14 protein-coding genes are annotated in these 14,853 nt (G+C 62.4%); 12 read left to right on the top strand and 2 right to left on the bottom strand.

Annotated features, from left to right (window positions below; translation table 11 throughout):
- Positions 1-8: 8 nt before the first annotated feature.
- Positions 9-1,103 carry an LLM class flavin-dependent oxidoreductase gene (locus QMZ05_RS00150; protein ID WP_353699079.1) on the bottom strand — a complete coding sequence of 365 codons (1,095 nt, stop codon included), beginning with the start codon at positions 1,101-1,103 and terminating at the stop codon, positions 9-11.
- A 168-nt stretch (positions 1,104-1,271) separates the two neighbouring features.
- Between QMZ05_RS00150 and QMZ05_RS00145 the strand changes: the two genes are divergently transcribed.
- The 8 genes from QMZ05_RS00145 to QMZ05_RS00110 all read left to right on the top strand — a co-directional run bounded on the left by QMZ05_RS00145 (position 1,272) and on the right by QMZ05_RS00110 (position 9,751).
- Positions 1,272-2,153: a xanthine dehydrogenase family protein subunit M gene (locus tag QMZ05_RS00145; protein ID WP_353698922.1), complete on the top strand. Its 882-nt coding sequence runs from the start codon at positions 1,272-1,274 to the stop codon at positions 2,151-2,153.
- Entirely contained in the window at positions 2,150-2,635 is a 486-nt protein-coding gene (locus tag QMZ05_RS00140; RefSeq protein WP_353698921.1) for a (2Fe-2S)-binding protein, read from the top strand. Before QMZ05_RS00145 ends, QMZ05_RS00140 begins: the two co-directional genes overlap by 4 nt.
- On the top strand, positions 2,632-5,022 hold the full coding sequence (locus QMZ05_RS00135) for a xanthine dehydrogenase family protein molybdopterin-binding subunit (RefSeq protein ID WP_353698920.1): 2,391 nt from the start codon (positions 2,632-2,634) through the stop codon (positions 5,020-5,022). The genes QMZ05_RS00140 and QMZ05_RS00135 overlap by 4 nt, the downstream gene beginning before the upstream one ends.
- A 67-nt stretch (positions 5,023-5,089) precedes the next feature.
- Positions 5,090-6,343, top strand: coding sequence for an ABC transporter substrate-binding protein (locus tag QMZ05_RS00130; RefSeq protein ID WP_353698919.1), 1,254 nt, complete (start codon positions 5,090-5,092; stop codon positions 6,341-6,343).
- 53 nt (positions 6,344-6,396) lie between these two features.
- Positions 6,397-7,281, top strand: a complete 885-nt coding sequence (locus tag QMZ05_RS00125; protein ID WP_353698918.1) for a branched-chain amino acid ABC transporter permease — start codon at positions 6,397-6,399, stop codon at positions 7,279-7,281.
- Positions 7,282-7,288: 7 nt separating this feature from the next.
- Complete coding sequence (locus tag QMZ05_RS00120; RefSeq protein WP_353698917.1) at positions 7,289-8,275, top strand: branched-chain amino acid ABC transporter permease; 987 nt, start codon at positions 7,289-7,291, stop codon at positions 8,273-8,275.
- Positions 8,272-9,042, top strand: coding sequence for an ABC transporter ATP-binding protein (locus QMZ05_RS00115; protein ID WP_353698916.1), 771 nt, complete (start codon positions 8,272-8,274; stop codon positions 9,040-9,042). The genes QMZ05_RS00120 and QMZ05_RS00115 overlap by 4 nt, the downstream gene beginning before the upstream one ends.
- A gap of 4 nt (positions 9,043-9,046) precedes the next feature.
- Positions 9,047-9,751 (top strand): ABC transporter ATP-binding protein, encoded by a 705-nt coding sequence (locus tag QMZ05_RS00110; RefSeq protein WP_353698915.1) that lies wholly within the window; start codon positions 9,047-9,049, stop codon positions 9,749-9,751.
- Between the two features lie 45 nt (positions 9,752-9,796).
- On the opposite strand, the gene QMZ05_RS00105 is transcribed toward QMZ05_RS00110, so the two are convergent.
- Positions 9,797-10,948, bottom strand: coding sequence for a zinc-binding dehydrogenase (locus tag QMZ05_RS00105; RefSeq protein ID WP_353698914.1), 1,152 nt, complete (start codon positions 10,946-10,948; stop codon positions 9,797-9,799).
- 195 nt (positions 10,949-11,143) lie between these two features.
- Here QMZ05_RS00105 and QMZ05_RS00100 point away from each other — a divergent pair, with 195 nt between their 5' ends.
- The 4 genes from QMZ05_RS00100 to QMZ05_RS00085 are packed head-to-tail and all read left to right on the top strand — an operon-like array spanning position 11,144 to position 14,850.
- Positions 11,144-12,151, top strand: coding sequence for an ABC transporter substrate-binding protein (locus tag QMZ05_RS00100; RefSeq protein ID WP_353698913.1), 1,008 nt, complete (start codon positions 11,144-11,146; stop codon positions 12,149-12,151).
- 38 nt (positions 12,152-12,189) lie between these two features.
- Positions 12,190-13,005: an ABC transporter permease gene (locus QMZ05_RS00095; protein WP_353698912.1), complete on the top strand. Its 816-nt coding sequence runs from the start codon at positions 12,190-12,192 to the stop codon at positions 13,003-13,005.
- Positions 13,006-13,009: 4 nt separating this feature from the next.
- Positions 13,010-13,795 (top strand): ABC transporter permease subunit, encoded by a 786-nt coding sequence (locus tag QMZ05_RS00090; RefSeq protein WP_353698911.1) that lies wholly within the window; start codon positions 13,010-13,012, stop codon positions 13,793-13,795.
- Positions 13,792-14,850 carry an ABC transporter ATP-binding protein gene (locus tag QMZ05_RS00085; protein ID WP_353698910.1) on the top strand — a complete coding sequence of 353 codons (1,059 nt, stop codon included), beginning with the start codon at positions 13,792-13,794 and terminating at the stop codon, positions 14,848-14,850. Before QMZ05_RS00090 ends, QMZ05_RS00085 begins: the two co-directional genes overlap by 4 nt.
- Positions 14,851-14,853: the final 3 nt, after the last annotated feature.

Below are 14,853 nucleotides of genomic sequence, written 5' to 3'. Positions count from 1 at the left end.
AAACTCCCTCACGTCGATGAGCCGCCGGCGGCATTGATGTGCGGCAAGACCTTCTCGGCCATCAGGATCATCGATTGGCGGCCAAGCTCGCGATCCTTCCAGTCCTTCCCGGCATAAAGCAAGGTTCCGAAACGGCCGATCTCCTGCTGGAACGCAAGCAATTGGTCGGCCACACGTTCGGGCGTGCCGTAGATGATGAGCTTGTCGCAAATCGACTCCAGCGTGACCTCCGCATCGGGCTGGTCCCGCCGCGTCTTGAACAGTTCGAGCCGGCCGCTGCGCTTCAGCTTCGTGAACAGCTGGTGATAGTAGTACACGTAGGGACTGTCGGGCGACGTCGCATAGGTCTTCGCAGTTGCTGCATCCTTTGACACGAACACGCTCTTGGCGACGCGCCAATTGGCGGAGTTGGCCGCCCGGCCTACGCGCTCGCAGCCCTCGACGTATTTGGGCCAGTGACTCTTCACCCAGGCGGGCATCAGGAAGTTTGCCGAGATCGGATCCCAGCCGCGCGCAGCGGCCTCCGTGACGCCTTTTGAGAACGGCGCGACCGCGGTCACGACGATCGGCGGGTGAGGGGTTTGCAAGGGGCGCGCGACGATTCCCTGGCCGATGTCCTCGATCAGCGTCTTTTTGACGGATACATTCCAATATTTGCCCTGCAGATCATAGGGTGGCTTGCCGGCCCAGATGTCCAGGACCTGATTGATTGCCTCGAGGAACATGGCATTGCGGTCAGCGTCGAGATTGCCAAAGATTTCCGCATCGGACAGCAATCCACCAGGGCTTATTCCAAATATGAAACGGCCATCAAGCATGTGATCAAGCATAGCGACAGATGCTGCGACCGCCGCCGGGTGGGTATTCGGCATATTGATCGTGCCGGTTCCAAGCTTGATCTGTTTGGTTGCCGCTGCGAGCCAGGCAATGAACGCGACGCTGGAGGTGATGTTCTCGGCCTTGTCGGTGACATGCTCGCCGACATACGCTTCCGTGAACCCGAGCTCATCTGCAAGCAGGAATGCTTCCCGATCCTCCCGCAGCGATTGCCGCCAGTCCTTGTCGAGAGGATGGATCGGCATCGTAAAGAACCCGAGCTTCATGATCCGCCTCCCTGCTCGTTGAACTTTAGTTGGCAAGGAACCTGCGGCCTTCCCAAGGCGAAGACAAGCCCTGACGCACAAATAATCACTCGATAAACAAGCTTGACCTTTGAACAGGGCGGCCCTCTAATCTGGCAAACCAAAATTGGGCCGGGAGGCCACGCCCACATGAAAGCTGCGGCTTTCGCCTACGCCCGCGCGACCAGCGTCGTGAATGCGCTGGAGTTGCTTGCCGTGCATGGCGACAAGGCGAAGGTTCTGTCGGGCGGCCAGAGCCTGATGCCGGCGATGAACCTGCGGCTTCTATCCCCGGAGATTCTGGTCGATATCGGCGGCCTTGCCGAGTTACGCGGCATAGCCATGAGGGGAGATGTCCTCGTCGTTGGCGCGCTGACCCGGCATGTCGACTTGCTCAGATCGCCGGAGATTGCGCTGCACGCTCCGCTGCTGCGGGATGCCGTCAGCCACGTTGCTCATCCCGCGATCCGCAACCGCGGAACGATTGGCGGAAGCCTCGCTCACGCCGATCCCGCGTCGGAGCTGCCGGCCTGTGTCGTGGTGCTTGACGCCACGATCGTTGCTTGCGGTTCGACGGGCGAGCGGCGGATTGCAGCGACCGAATTTTTCAAAGGAATCTACGAAACGGCACTATCGCCGGACGAATTGCTTGTCGCGATCGAGGTGCCAGTCACAGGCCAAGGCTCGACGTTCTTTTTTCAGGAGTACGCCCGGCGGCATGGTGACTACGCCATCGTTGGTCTTGCCGCGCGTGCTGTTGTTGCTGCTGGCCGGTTCTCGGATCTTCGGCTGGGCTTCTTTGCCGTTGGCGATCGGCCTCTGCTCGCAGCTGCCGCCGGCAAGCTGATCAATGCATCCGTGAAGCCCGGATTGCTGGCGGAAGCTGCGACGGCGCTGACCAACGAGCTCGACCCGCAGGAGGATCAACAGGCTACCGCGGCCATGCGCCGACACCTCGCCACTGTCTTGCTCCGGCGCTGCGTGGCCGATTTGCTCGCGCGACCCGAGCTGGCAACGGGAGTGGTCAAGTGAGCGCTCTGGTATCGGTCTCGCTTCTGGTCAACGGCGAACCGATCGATGCCTTTGTGCTGCCGCGGCTCAACCTCGCTGACTTTCTCCGGGAAAATCTTAAGCTGACCGGAACGCATGTCGGTTGCGAGCACGGCGTCTGTGGTGCCTGTACTGTTCGGATCGATGGCGAGATCGTCCGCTCCTGCCTGATGCTGGCGGTCCAGGCGCATGGCGCGTCAGTCGAGACCATCGAGGGGGTGTCCGACAGCGGTGAAATTGCCGATCTTCAGGCGGCATTTCGCGAACGCAATGCATTGCAGTGCGGCTACTGCACGCCGGGGATGCTGATGACGGCGCAGGATCTGCTGAAGCATTCGCCCGTGCCTGATCGGCAAGCGATCCGCGAGCATCTCTCCGGCAATTATTGCCGCTGCACCGGCTATCAGGCCATCGTGGACGCTGTGGAGGCGACAGCCAAGACGCGCTCGGAGCGGCGGACATGACCGTGACCCGTGCGCCAGCAGAGTCACTTTCGGTGCTCGATCGCCCGAATTCCTATATCGGCAAGACGGTGCCGCGACCCAACCTGGACAGGTTGCTGCAAGGGCGCGGACAATACGTCAGCGACTTGGAATTGCCGCGGATGGCGCATGTGGTTTTCTTGCGGTCGCCCCATGCCCACGCCAGAATCGTAGCGATCGACGCCGACACGGCGCGGCGTATGTCTGGCGTCATTGCCATCGTGACGGGTCGGGAGCTCGAGGCTGTCATCACGCCGTGGGTCGGTGTGCTCTCGCATCTGAAGGGACTGAAGTCCGCGCCGCAGCACGCGATCGCAGTCGACCGGGTCTGCTGGCAGGGTGAAGCGGTCGCGGCGATTGTCGCGACCAGCCGTGCAGCGGCTGAAGATGCCATGGAGCGTATTGCCGTCGATTACGAGGAGCTCGCGGCGGTCACCGACATGCGCACTGCGCTCGATCCCGCGACCCTTGTCATTCACGCCTCGCTTGGTGACAATCTTGCCTTCGAACGGACACTCGATGCCGGCGACGTCGACCACGCATTGTCGGAGTCCGAAGTCGTCGAGGCCGAATTCGTGTTCGGGCGGCACACCGGCGTGACGCTTGAACCGCGTGCAGTGGTTGCCGACTGGAATGCGGCCGAGGCGCGGCTGACGATCTATCAGGGCACGCAGGCGCCGCACATGGTGCAGAACATTGCAGCCCTGCATCTCGGATTGAGGGAGGCGCAGGTCCGGGTGGTCTGCAAGGACGTCGGCGGCTCGTTCGGCATCAAGGTCCACATCTATGCCGACGAAATGGCGACATACGCGCTATCGAAGTTGTTGCGTCGGCCGGTCAAATTCGCGGCTGACCGTATCGAGAGCTTCAACACGGACATTCACGCCCGCGATCATCGATGCAGGGGGCGGATCGGCGTCAGACCGGACGGTACGATCACGGCCTTCGAGATTGAAGACCTGACGGGGATCGGTCCCTATTCGATGTATCCACGCACCAGCGCCATCGAGGCCAATCAGGTGGTCAATCTCGTTGGCGGGCCGTATGTCACGCCGAACTACCGGGCGCGAGCGCGGGTCGTGTTCCAGAACAAGAACGTGATGTGCCAGTACCGGGCGGTCGGACACCCGATAGCCTGTTCTGTCACCGAAGGTCTGGTCGATTTGGCCGCGGCAAAGATCGCTATGGACCCCGTCGAGATCCGCCGGCGCAACCTGATCGCCGACGATGCCTATCCCTGTGCATCCCCCTCGGGCATGAAGTTCGAGCAGCTTTCGCATCATGCCTCGTTGGCCAAGCTGCTTCAGATGATGGACTACGACGCATTGCGTGCCGAGCAGGCGGCACTGTGCACCAGAAATATACACCGGGGCATCGGAATCGCGAGCTTCATCGAGGTCACCAATCCAAGTGCCGCCTTTTACGGCGTCGGCGGCGCGAAGATTTCATCGCAGGATGGTGTTGCGGTTCGGCTCGATGCACAGGGCTCGGTGATCTGCCAGACCAGCATCACGGAGCAGGGGCAGGGGTCGGAGTCGCTGACGGCCCAGATCGTCGGCAGCGTGCTCGGCGTCTCGATGGACCGGGTCCGCGTGACCCTGGGCGACACCGACAATACACCCTACGGCGGCGGCACCTGGGCCTCGCGCGGCGCCGGCATCGGCGGCGAAGCCGCCTTGCAGGCCGCCAAGGCTCTGCGCCAGAATATTCTGGATGTCGCCGCAGCCATCCTGCAATCGACGCCGGCCGGGCTCGATATCGTCGACAACCGCATCGTCAATGCCGACGACGGCGCGTCGCGGATCGAGCTGAACGAGCTGGCGCGGATCGTCTATTTTCGACCGGATACCCTCCCGCCGGGCATCCAGCCCGAGTTGATGGCGACCCGCCATTTCGTGCCGCGCCAGTATCCCTTTGCGTTCACCAACGGCGTCCAGGCCTCATGGCTTGAGGTCGATACCGAGACCGGGTTCGTGACGTTGCTGAAGCATTGGGTTGTCGAAGACTGCGGCACCATCATCAACCCGCAACTGGTCGACGAACAGATCCGGGGTGGGGTTGTGCAGGGGCTCGGCGCGGCGCTGTTCGAGAAGTGTATCTATGACGAGCGTGGTCAGCTGACCAACGCCAACATGGCGGATTATTTGGTCCCGATGTCCGGCGAGATGCCCGATATCGATATTGGCCACGTGGTGTCGCCGACACTGGAATCGGAGCTGGGAGCCAAAGGGGCGGGCGAGGCGGGTACGGCCGGTGCGGCAGCCGCGGTTGCCAACGCGGTCAATGATGCGCTGCGGCCGTTCGGCGCAACAATTACCGAGATTCCGCTCACGCCTCAGGTTATCCTGACGGCCTTGGGACGAATCTGAGGTGGAGACGTTCCGGGCAAAGACAAGGCGATAAGCAAAACACAGACAGTTCTTGGGGAGGATAGTCATGACGAAGAAGGTCACCAAAGCCGGTTCGATATCGCGGCGTCGTCTGCTGACGACGGCAAGCGCCGGCGCCGCTCTCGCCGTCTCGCCTTTTCGCATCAATCTGCTGCAGGCCGAGGAAGCACCGATCAAGATCGGCTTCCCTGTTCCCTTGACCGGTCCCTATGGCGCCGAGGCCCAGGATCAGGTGCGGGCCGCTCAGCTGGCCGTCGCCCAATTCAATGACGCCGGCGGCATCAACGGCCACAAGGCCGAGCTCGTCGTGCGCGACGACAAGCTCAATCCGGGTGAAGCGGCGACGCGGACGTTGGAGCTGGTCGAGAAGGAGAAGGTGAATTTCGTCGTCGGCAGTCTCTCGGCGGCGGTTCAGCTTGCGATCAACAACGTCACCAAGGAGCGTGGCGTCATCTTCAATTCGATCAGCCAGTCCGACGCCATCAACGAGGCGGCGGACCTCAGCAAATACACCTTCCACGAAGCGCTGAATCCGCACATGACGTCAGGCGCGGTCGGCCGGTACGCTTTCGCCAAGTTCGGCAAGAAGGTTGCGTTCCTCACGGCGGACTACGCCTACGGTCACGAGATGGTCCGCGGCTTCCTCGAAGTGGGCAAGGAATTCAACATCGAAAACCTCGGCGACATCCGCCATCCGCTTGGGACGACCGACTTCTCGACCCTGCTGCCGCGCCTCCAGGCGCTCAAGCCCGACATTCTCTGCATCAGCAATTTCGGTCGCGACCAGCAGATCGCGCTGAAGCAGGCAACCGACTTCGGCATCAAGAAATCGATCCAGATCATCGCACCACTGCTCTCGCATGCCAGCCGCGTCGCGGCTGGCCCCCAGGCATTCGAAGGCGTCGTCGGCGGCTGCTCATTCTATTGGGGCATCGAAGACAAGTTCGCCTCGACCAAGGCGTTCAACGACGCCTTTCGCAAGATGTATGACGGCAAGTTGCCCACCGACTACGGTGCGCTCGGCTATGGCGGCGTGCGGACCGTGCTCGAGGCGGTCAAGGGCGCCGGCAGCGTGGAGACCGACAAGGTCGTCGCTGCACTGGAAGCGCTCAAGTACGACTACTACAAGGGACCGCAATACTATCGCAAATGCGATCACCAGTCGGTGCAGTCGGTGCTCGTGATCAAGTCGAAGTCCAAGGACATGAAGAACGAGTCCGACGTGTTCGAGGTCCTGTCGACCGAAGAGCCTAACGAGAAGTACCTGCGCACCTGCGAGGCGCTCGGTCACAAGAGCTGAGCCACGCGTCGGCGTGCGCTGCAAAGCGGTGCGCGTTGTGCCGAGGGGGACAAATGGCGGGCCTGAGCTTTGACCTGATTGCGCTGCAGCTGTTTGCCGGGTTGGCGCTCGGCGCAATCTACGTGCTGTTTGCGATCGGCCTCTCGCTGATCTTCGGGATGCTGACGGTCGTCAACTTCGCCCATGGCGCCTTCTACATGGTCGGCGCCTATGTCGGACTTTATCTGATCTCGATCGGGGGCAATTTCTGGATTTGCCTCGTAGCTGTGCCGATCGCGATTGGACTGTTCGGCCTTGCCGTTGAGCGCGTGCTGATCCGGCCGCTCTGCGGTCGCGGCATCGACTATCCGCTGCTGCTGACCTTCGGGCTCAGCTACGTGATGGTGGAGTGCGTGCGCATTGCCTTTGGCAAGACCGGGTATCCGTTCGATACGCCCGAGGTCCTGCAGGGCGCCGTCGACATCGGTGTCGGCTATTTCCCGCTCTACCGTCTATTTGTGATAGGCGTGACGGCCGTCGTTCTGCTGGCGCTGTGGCTGTTTCTGGAGAAGACCAGCTTCGGCCTGATTATCCGCGCCGGTGCGCGCGATCCGCAGATCGTCCGCGTTCTTGGGGTCGATGTTTCCAAGGTCTGGTTGATCGTGTTCGGGATAGGCACCGCGATTGCAGGCTTCGCCGGCCTGTTAGCGGCCCCGCTCCAGGGCGTCATTCCGGAGATGGGGGGCACGATTCTTGCCGAGGCGTTTGTGGTGACGGTCGTTGGAGGGATGGGGTCGATCGGTGGTGCCGTATTGGCGGGCCTTCTGGTTGGCGTGGTGGTCAGCATGACCTCGCTGTTTGCCCCGGAGATGGCCAAGGTCTCGATCTTTGCCCTGATGGCGATCGTCCTCATTGTTCGTCCCCAGGGCTTCTTCGGCCGCGCCGGATTGATGAGCTGAGACCGGCATGACCGAAACCACTCAATCGATCAAACAACCTCGGGCCACGACGGGTGGTTGGTACGAGTTCGCAACGCGACACCGCGCCAGCATTGTTGCGGCGGTCATCCTGATCTTCCCGTTGGTGATGCCGTTCACGGCGCTCGCCGTGAACATCCTGATCTATGGGTTGTACGCCCTCGGGTTCAACCTCGTGTTTGGTTATCTGGGTCTCTTGTCGTTCGGGCACGCGGCGCTGTTCGGAACCGGTGCCTATCTCTGCGGCATCGCCATTGTGCACTTCGGTTGGCCGTGGTATGCGGCGATTGCGGCCGGGATCGCCGGTGGGCTGCTCATGGCACTGCTGATCGGCGTGCTCGCGATCAGGACCCGCGGCATCTACTTCGCCATGGTGACGATGGCTCTGTCGCAATGCGTCTATTACCTGTTCTATCAGGCGGTAGACCTGACCGGCGGCGAGAATGGCCTCCGCGGCATCAATGTCCGTACCATCGATCTGTTCGGCCTGCGGATCGATTTCATCAATCCGATGTTCCGGTATTACGTCATCGCGGCTTTTGTGATCGCTGCATTCTTCGTGATGTCGCGCATTCTCGCCTCGCCCTTCGGTGCCGTCATTGAGGCGGTGCGAGAGAACGAGATGCGCGCCCGCGCATCGGGCTATGACGTGACCCTGACACGCTTGCTGACTTTCGTCTTGTCGGGCGGTTTCTGTGGTCTCGCGGGTGCGTTGCAGGCTCTGCACCTGTCGATCGTTCCGATCGAGATCCTGCACTACGAGACCTCGGGCCTGGTCGTGATGATCGCGCTGCTGGGTGGCATGGGGACGTTCTTCGGGCCGATGGTCGGCGCGGCGGTCTTCCTAGTCCTGGAGAACATCGTCTCCGTGTGGACCGTTCATTGGCAACTGATCGTTGGCGCCATCTTCATTGCATGCGTGCTGTTCTTCCCCGCGGGGATCTGGGGCACGCTGATCGCGCGGGGCAGGCGATGACGACCGCAGCAGGTGAAGCCAGCGAAATCATTCTGCGCACCAGGGGCGTCGGCAAGACGTTCGGGAAGTTCGTCGCTCTGAACAACATCTCGGCCGAGTTTTCCAGAGGAGCGATCACCTCCATCATTGGTCCGAATGGGGCTGGAAAGAGCACCTACTTCAACTTGCTGTGCGGCGCCTTTCAGCCGACGAAGGGCAGTGTTGAGTTCGAGGGCAGGGATGTCACGGGCTTGCCGCAACATCGCTTTGCTCACATGGGGATCGCGAAATCCTTTCAGATCACCAGTGTATTTCCGCAGCTCACGACGCGTGAGAACATCCGTGTCGGTCTGCAGGCGCTGGTGTCGCGATACGACATCTGGCGTCCCCGTGCCCGCCTGACCGAACTGGTCGAGCGGGCTGACGAGCTGCTGGCTCTGGTCGGGCTGTGGGAATCCCGAGAACGCGCCGCCAAGACGCTGGCGCATGGCGAGCAGCGGGCGCTGGAGATCGGCATGGCGCTTGCGAGCCAACCGCGTTTGCTGCTGCTGGACGAGCCCACGGCCGGCATGAGCCCGGAGGAAACCCGGACCATGATGGATTTGATCGTGAAGCTCGCAAAGGAGCGCACGGTCATCCTCGTCGAGCACAAGATGAAGCTGGTGCTCGGGATCAGCGACCGCATCCTGGTGCTGCACCATGGCGAGCTGCTCGCCGAGGGCACGCCACAGGAGGTGCGGCAGAACGAGGCGGTGAAACGTGTCTATCTCGGTCAGCGGGAGCACTGACAGGATGCTGCAGGTCAGCAAACTGAACGCTTGGTATGGGGCAAGCCACGCGTTGCAGGACATCGGTCTTGAGGTGACCAAGGGCGAGATCGTTTGCCTGATCGGCCGCAATGGAGCCGGCAAGACGACGACGCTGAAATCGATCATGGGCTTGATGGGGCGGACACGCGGTTCGGTCACCTTCAAGGGTGAGGAGCTGCTGCGCCAGCCGGCGCATGTGCGCTTCGCGTTGGGCCTGGCCTATGTTCCCGAGGAGCGTCGCATTGTGCAGGGCCTGTCGGTCCGGGAGAATCTTCGACTAGGTCTGGTCGCGTCACCTGCGAAGAAGCGGGAAGCCGAGCTGCTCGATGAGATCGCCGTGATATTCCCGCGGCTGGCCGAGCGCATGGATCAAGAGGCGGTCACGATGTCCGGCGGCGAGCAGCAGATGCTGGCGATCGCGCGGGCGATGATCGCAAAGCCCGACCTGATCATGCTGGATGAGCCCTCGGAGGGCATCATGCCTGTCCTGGTCGACGAGATGTTCGAGCTGTTCCGGAGCATGAAGGCACAGGGAACAACGGTTCTGCTGGTCGAGCAGAACGTCGAACTTGCTCTCGGCATCGCCGATCGTGCCTATGTCCTGGATCAAGGCTCCGTGGTGCATCAGGCGTCGGCGCAAGCGCTGCTGGCCGATGAGGAGATCAAGGAGCGATACTGCTCGGTGTGAGCAGGCTTTCCTGGCAGCGCTCCTCCGCGCAGCCCCGGACGGACCTCACTCGGCAGCGCGCGCGATCGCGTCGGCCTTGCGATTGGTCACCACGACCTTGATCGCGTCGTCGACACGATCCCGCGCATATCTGAGTGCCGTCAGCAGGTCGGCCAGCGGAAACGTATGCGTGTGGATCTTCGTCGCATCGAACCGTTTTGCCGCCATCAGTTCCATGGCGCGATGCGTGGCGCTGCGGCCTTCGCCGCGGATGCCGTAGGCGTAAATGTTGTTCCGCACGAGATGCGCGATGTCCAGCGTCGCGGCCTCGTGCGGGAAGGCGGCCAGACAAATCTTGCCGCCGCGGTTGGTCATGTGAATGGCCTGGTTGAGTGTCGCTTCGGTGCCGGCACATTCAACGACATAGTCGGCGCCAATCCCCCCTGTTAGTTGCTTCACGACCTCAACGGCGTCTTCGTCGTTGATGTTGATGACGCGGTCGGCCCCCAATTCCCCGCCGATCGCCAGCCGCTTGTTGCGCGTGCCGGTCAGGATGACCGGGCTTGCGCCAAGCGCCTTGGCCACAGCAACTGCGAGAAGTCCGATCGGCCCCGGGCCAATCACCACGACGCTCTCGCCGGCCACCAATCCCCCCAATTCCGTCAAGCCATACATTGATGTTCCGGCAGTCACCACGAGCGTCGCTTCCGCGTCGCTCATGGTATCCGGTACGCGCGCCAGCGTGTTGATATGGTTGATCGCGTATTCGGCGAATCCGCCGTCGGTCGTAAAGCCGTTGGCGCGGTGCCCCTTGTCGGGCTTTCCATAGTTGAGACAGGACGTGTACATGCCCTGGCGGCAGCGTTTGCATTGGCCGCAGCCGGCATGGACTTCGACGCTGACCCGCTCGCCGATCCTGAACTCGTCGACATCAGGCCCGAGTGCGGCAACCCTGCCCATGTACTCGTGACCCGGCGTAAAGTTCTTGTTGAAGGGCAGGCCGCCCTGAATGCTTGCGGGCGACCCGGCATGGATGATCTCGAGGTCGGTGGCGCAGATCGCAACCGCATCGATACGCACCAGCACTTCGGCGCGCGATGGGATCGGCGTCGGCTTCTCGGAAAGGTGGAGCTGGTCGGGATCACCAAGGACCCAGGCTTGCATCAGCTCGGAGACGGGAAGGTCGGGCGATGTCTTGACGCCGGGCGGCTGGTACATGGGCGCTTCCTCTTTTGGCTGATAGCCTAGCGCGAAACGACCGGCTGCCGCGAGAGTCCGATGGCTGGCATGGGGGCGGCCTGCATTTGCTGCACGGCAGCAAGCGCGTCGCAAAACGTTCATACGTGGCCTATACTTGGTCCCCCGGTTGATGTTGAAATCCCCATTGCATCCTCTCCCAGACCGGAGCCTCCCATGAAGACCGTCCGCCTTGTCCTTGCGTTGCTGGCGCTGACACTGATCGCGCCGTGGCAATCCGCCAAGGCAGCCGACGTGATCTGCTACAATTGCCCGCCGGAATGGGCTGACTGGGCCTCGATGCTGAAGGCGATCAAGGCGGACCTCAACTACGACATCCCGCATGACAACAAGAACTCCGGCCAGGCACTGGCCCAGATTCTGGCCGAGAAGAGCAATCCGGTCGGCGATATCGGCTATTTTGGCGTGACCTTCGGCATGAAGGCCAAGGCCCAGGACGCGCTCGAGCCTTACAAGCCGGCGCACTGGGATCAGGTCCCCGCCGGCCTCAAGGATCCGGACGGCTATTGGACCACGATCCATTCCGGCACGCTCGGCCTGTTCGTCAACAAGGACGCGCTCGGCGGCAAGCCGGTGCCGGCCTGCTGGAAGGACCTCCTGAAGCCCGACTACAAGGGCATGGTCGGCTATCTCGACCCGTCCTCCGCGGCCGTCGGCTATGTCGGCGCGGTCGCCGTCAATCTGGCGTTGGGCGGCTCACCCACCAATTTCGATCCGGCGATCAGCTTCTTCAAGGAGCTGCGCAAGAACGATCCGATCGTGCCCAAGCAGACGTCGTATGCCCGCGTCGTCTCCGGTGAGATGCCGATCCTGTTCGACTACGACTTCAACGCCTATCGCGCGAAATACTCCGAGAAAGGCAACTTCGAGTTCGTCATTCCCTGCGAAGGCTCGGTGGTGTTTCCCTATGTCGTCGGTCTCGTGAAGAACGCGCCCGACAAGGAGAAGGCCAAGAAGGTGATGGACTATCTCCTGTCCGACAAGGGGCAGGCGATCTGGACCAACGCCTATCTGCGTCCGGCCCGCCCGATCGAACTGCCGGCGTCCGTGAAGGGCAAATTCCTCCCCGACAGCGACTATGCCCGCGCCAAGAGCGTCGACTGGGGCGAGATGGAAAACGTGCAAAAAGCCTTCGTCGACCGCTATCTCGCCGAGGTTCGCTGAGGCAATATGATGCCCCTCGCCGGGGCACCATTCTTCCGATGTCGCAAAAATCCTTCGTCTGGCTCTGCCTGCTGCCGCTCGCGGTCGTGACCACGGCATTCTTCCTGCTGCCGATGGCGCGCCTCGTGGTCGCAGGCGCGGAAGGGCCGCACGGGCTCGCCGGATATCTCTCGATCCTTACGGAAGGCCGCTATCGCGCGACGCTGTTCAACACCGTGCTGCTGGCGGCGGCAACCACGGTCGTCACGTTGATCGTGGCGACGATTGCCGGAATGTTCCTGCAGCGGCACCGCTTCCCCGGGCGGGCCGTACTGATCGCGATGCTGACCTTTCCACTGGCCTTTCCGGGGGTGGTGGTCGGCTTCATGATCATCCTGTTGGCCGGCCGGCAAGGGCTGATCGGCGATCTGTCGAACCGGATCTTCGGCGAGAAGTTCGTGTTCGCCTATTCGATCTACGGGCTCTTCCTGGGCTATCTCTACTTCTCGATCCCGCGCGTGATCCTCACCATCATGGCGGCTGTGCAGAAGCTCGATGTCGGTCTGGAGGAAGCGGCGCGTTCGCTCGGCGCCAGCCCCTGGGCGGTGCAGCGCGACGTCGTGCTGCCGGCGCTGGCGCCGGCTTTTGTTGCGTCCGGCGCGATCGCATTTGCGACCGCGATGGGGGCCTTCGGGACCGCCTTCACGCTGGCGACGAATATCGATGTGCTGCCGATGCTGATCTACACTGAGTTCACGCTGGCCGCCAATTTCGCGACGTCGGCCGCGCTGTCGGTGGGCCTCGGCCTGATCACCTGGCTCATCCTGGCGCTCGCACGCACGTTCAGCGGCAGCACGGTCGCGGCGGCCGGGTAACAGCATGCGCGATCGCCTGATCTTCACCGGCCAGTTCATCTTCACGCTGCTCGTTGCGGCATTCCTGGTGGTGCCCGCAGCGCTTTCGATCTCCGCCGGCGTCACCGTGAATTATTTCCGCGGCATCCAGTCCGGCGTGACCCTGCAATGGGTCGCGCAAGTCTGGGAGCTCTATGCCGGCACCATTCTGCTCTCCTTCGTGATCGCATTCGCGACACTTGCGGTCACGCTGTTTGCGGGAGTTCCCGCTGCCTACGCGCTGCATGAGCGAGGAGGCCGGCTCGCCCGCATCGTCGAGGAGATCATCACGCTGCCGCTGGCGATTCCGGGGCTCGCGATCGCACTTGCCTTGCTGCTCGCCTATGGGAGCTTTGGTGACTTCCGCCGTTCCTGGCTGTTCATCCTGGTCGGCCACGTGATCTTCACCATGCCGTTCATGGTGCGCTCGGTCATGGCGGTGTTTGCGACCGTGGACATCAAGACGCTGGATGAGGGGGCGGCCTCGCTAGGCGCCTCGCCGTGGCGGCGGTTCTGCGACGTCATCGTGCCGAACGCACTGCCTGGAATTCTGGCTGGCGCATTGATGGTGGTCACATTGTCGCTCGGTGAATTCAACCTGACCTGGATGCTGCATACGCCGTTGACGAAGACGTTGCCGATCGGGCTCGCCGACAGCTATGCCTCGATGCGGCTCGAAGTGGCCTCGGCCTACACGCTGATCTTCTTCGTGATGATCATTCCGCTCCTGGTTGCGATGCAGCTCTTGGCCGACAAGGATCACAAAAGATGAGTACGGCCGGCCACGGTGCAGCGGTGCGGATCGAGGCGTGCGGCAAGACCTTTGCCGACGGCACGCGCGCGCTTGATCCCGCGACCCTCGACATTGCGCGCGGCGAGACGCTGGTGCTGCTCGGACCATCCGGATGCGGCAAGACCACGATGCTGCGCATCATCGCGGGCCTCGAACTGCCGGACGCCGGCGGCAAGGTCCTGTTCGACGGCAAGGATATGACCTCGGTCCCGATCGAGCGGCGCAATGTCGGGATGGTGTTTCAGTCCTACGCTTTGTTCCCCAACATGACGGTGGCGGGCAATATCGCCTACGGGCTGAAGATCCGCGGCGTCGCCAGGGACGAACGTGCCGCACGCGTCGCCGAGCTGGTGGCGCTCACCAACATCACCGGATTGGAGAACCGCCGTATCGACCAGCTTTCGGGCGGCCAGCGGCAGCGCGTCGCATTGGCGCGCGCGGTCGCGATCCGGCCCGGAATATTGCTGCTTGATGAGCCGTTGACGGCACTTGATGCCGCCTTGCGTGATCGGCTGCGGAGCGAGCTTAACCGGTTGTTGCGAGCACTCGGCATTACGACGATCTACGTCACGCATGATCAGGCCGAAGCCATGGAATTGGGCGACCGCATCGTGGTGATGCGGAAGGGCGCGATTGCGCAGATCGGCACGCCGCGCGAGGTCTACTTCGCGCCGAAGGATCGCTTTGTGGCGGAATTCATCGGAGCGGCGAATATCGTGGAAGCTCCGATCGAGAACGGTGTATTGATGCTGCCTGGCGGGCAATTGCCGATCCAAGGTGGCACGTCGACTGCGAAGGCGACCGTCATGATCCGCCCCGAAACCATTCGCGTGACCGAGACGGGGGCAGGCGCGCTCTCGGGCGTTGTCGATTCCGTCAGCTTCATCGGCGACCGGCAGCGGATTGTCGTGAGCGGTGCATCGGGCAAGTCGCTCAACGTCGACGCGCCCAACACGATCCAGGCCAAGGTCGGCGATCGAGTAGGGCTTTCGATCGCGGCCGACGCGCTTCGTCTTCTGCCTTCCGAACCTTGAGAT

Origin of the sequence: Bradyrhizobium sp. INPA03-11B (assembly GCF_040446015.1) — a bacterium.
GTDB classification, from domain to species: domain Bacteria; phylum Pseudomonadota; class Alphaproteobacteria; order Rhizobiales; family Xanthobacteraceae; genus Bradyrhizobium; species Bradyrhizobium macuxiense_A.
Note: the sequence above shows the minus strand (reverse complement) of the source record. Positions and strands in the feature narration are given on the sequence as shown.

Coding starts and splice junctions, on each gene's coding strand:
- QMZ05_RS00115 (WP_353698916.1), top strand. CDS start 8,272: ATGACGACCGCAGCAGGTGAAGCCAGCGAAATCATTCTGCGCACCAGG.
- QMZ05_RS00150 (WP_353699079.1), bottom strand. CDS start 1,103: ATGAAGCTCGGGTTCTTTACGATGCCGATCCATCCTCTCGACAAGGAC.
- QMZ05_RS00130 (WP_353698919.1), top strand. CDS start 5,090: ATGACGAAGAAGGTCACCAAAGCCGGTTCGATATCGCGGCGTCGTCTG.
- QMZ05_RS00085 (WP_353698910.1), top strand. CDS start 13,792: ATGAGTACGGCCGGCCACGGTGCAGCGGTGCGGATCGAGGCGTGCGGC.
- QMZ05_RS00125 (WP_353698918.1), top strand. CDS start 6,397: ATGGCGGGCCTGAGCTTTGACCTGATTGCGCTGCAGCTGTTTGCCGGG.
- QMZ05_RS00095 (WP_353698912.1), top strand. CDS start 12,190: ATGTCGCAAAAATCCTTCGTCTGGCTCTGCCTGCTGCCGCTCGCGGTC.
- QMZ05_RS00135 (WP_353698920.1), top strand. CDS start 2,632: ATGACCGTGACCCGTGCGCCAGCAGAGTCACTTTCGGTGCTCGATCGC.
- QMZ05_RS00145 (WP_353698922.1), top strand. CDS start 1,272: ATGAAAGCTGCGGCTTTCGCCTACGCCCGCGCGACCAGCGTCGTGAAT.
- QMZ05_RS00110 (WP_353698915.1), top strand. CDS start 9,047: ATGCTGCAGGTCAGCAAACTGAACGCTTGGTATGGGGCAAGCCACGCG.
- QMZ05_RS00100 (WP_353698913.1), top strand. CDS start 11,144: ATGAAGACCGTCCGCCTTGTCCTTGCGTTGCTGGCGCTGACACTGATC.
- QMZ05_RS00090 (WP_353698911.1), top strand. CDS start 13,010: ATGCGCGATCGCCTGATCTTCACCGGCCAGTTCATCTTCACGCTGCTC.
- QMZ05_RS00105 (WP_353698914.1), bottom strand. CDS start 10,948: ATGTACCAGCCGCCCGGCGTCAAGACATCGCCCGACCTTCCCGTCTCC.
- QMZ05_RS00120 (WP_353698917.1), top strand. CDS start 7,289: ATGACCGAAACCACTCAATCGATCAAACAACCTCGGGCCACGACGGGT.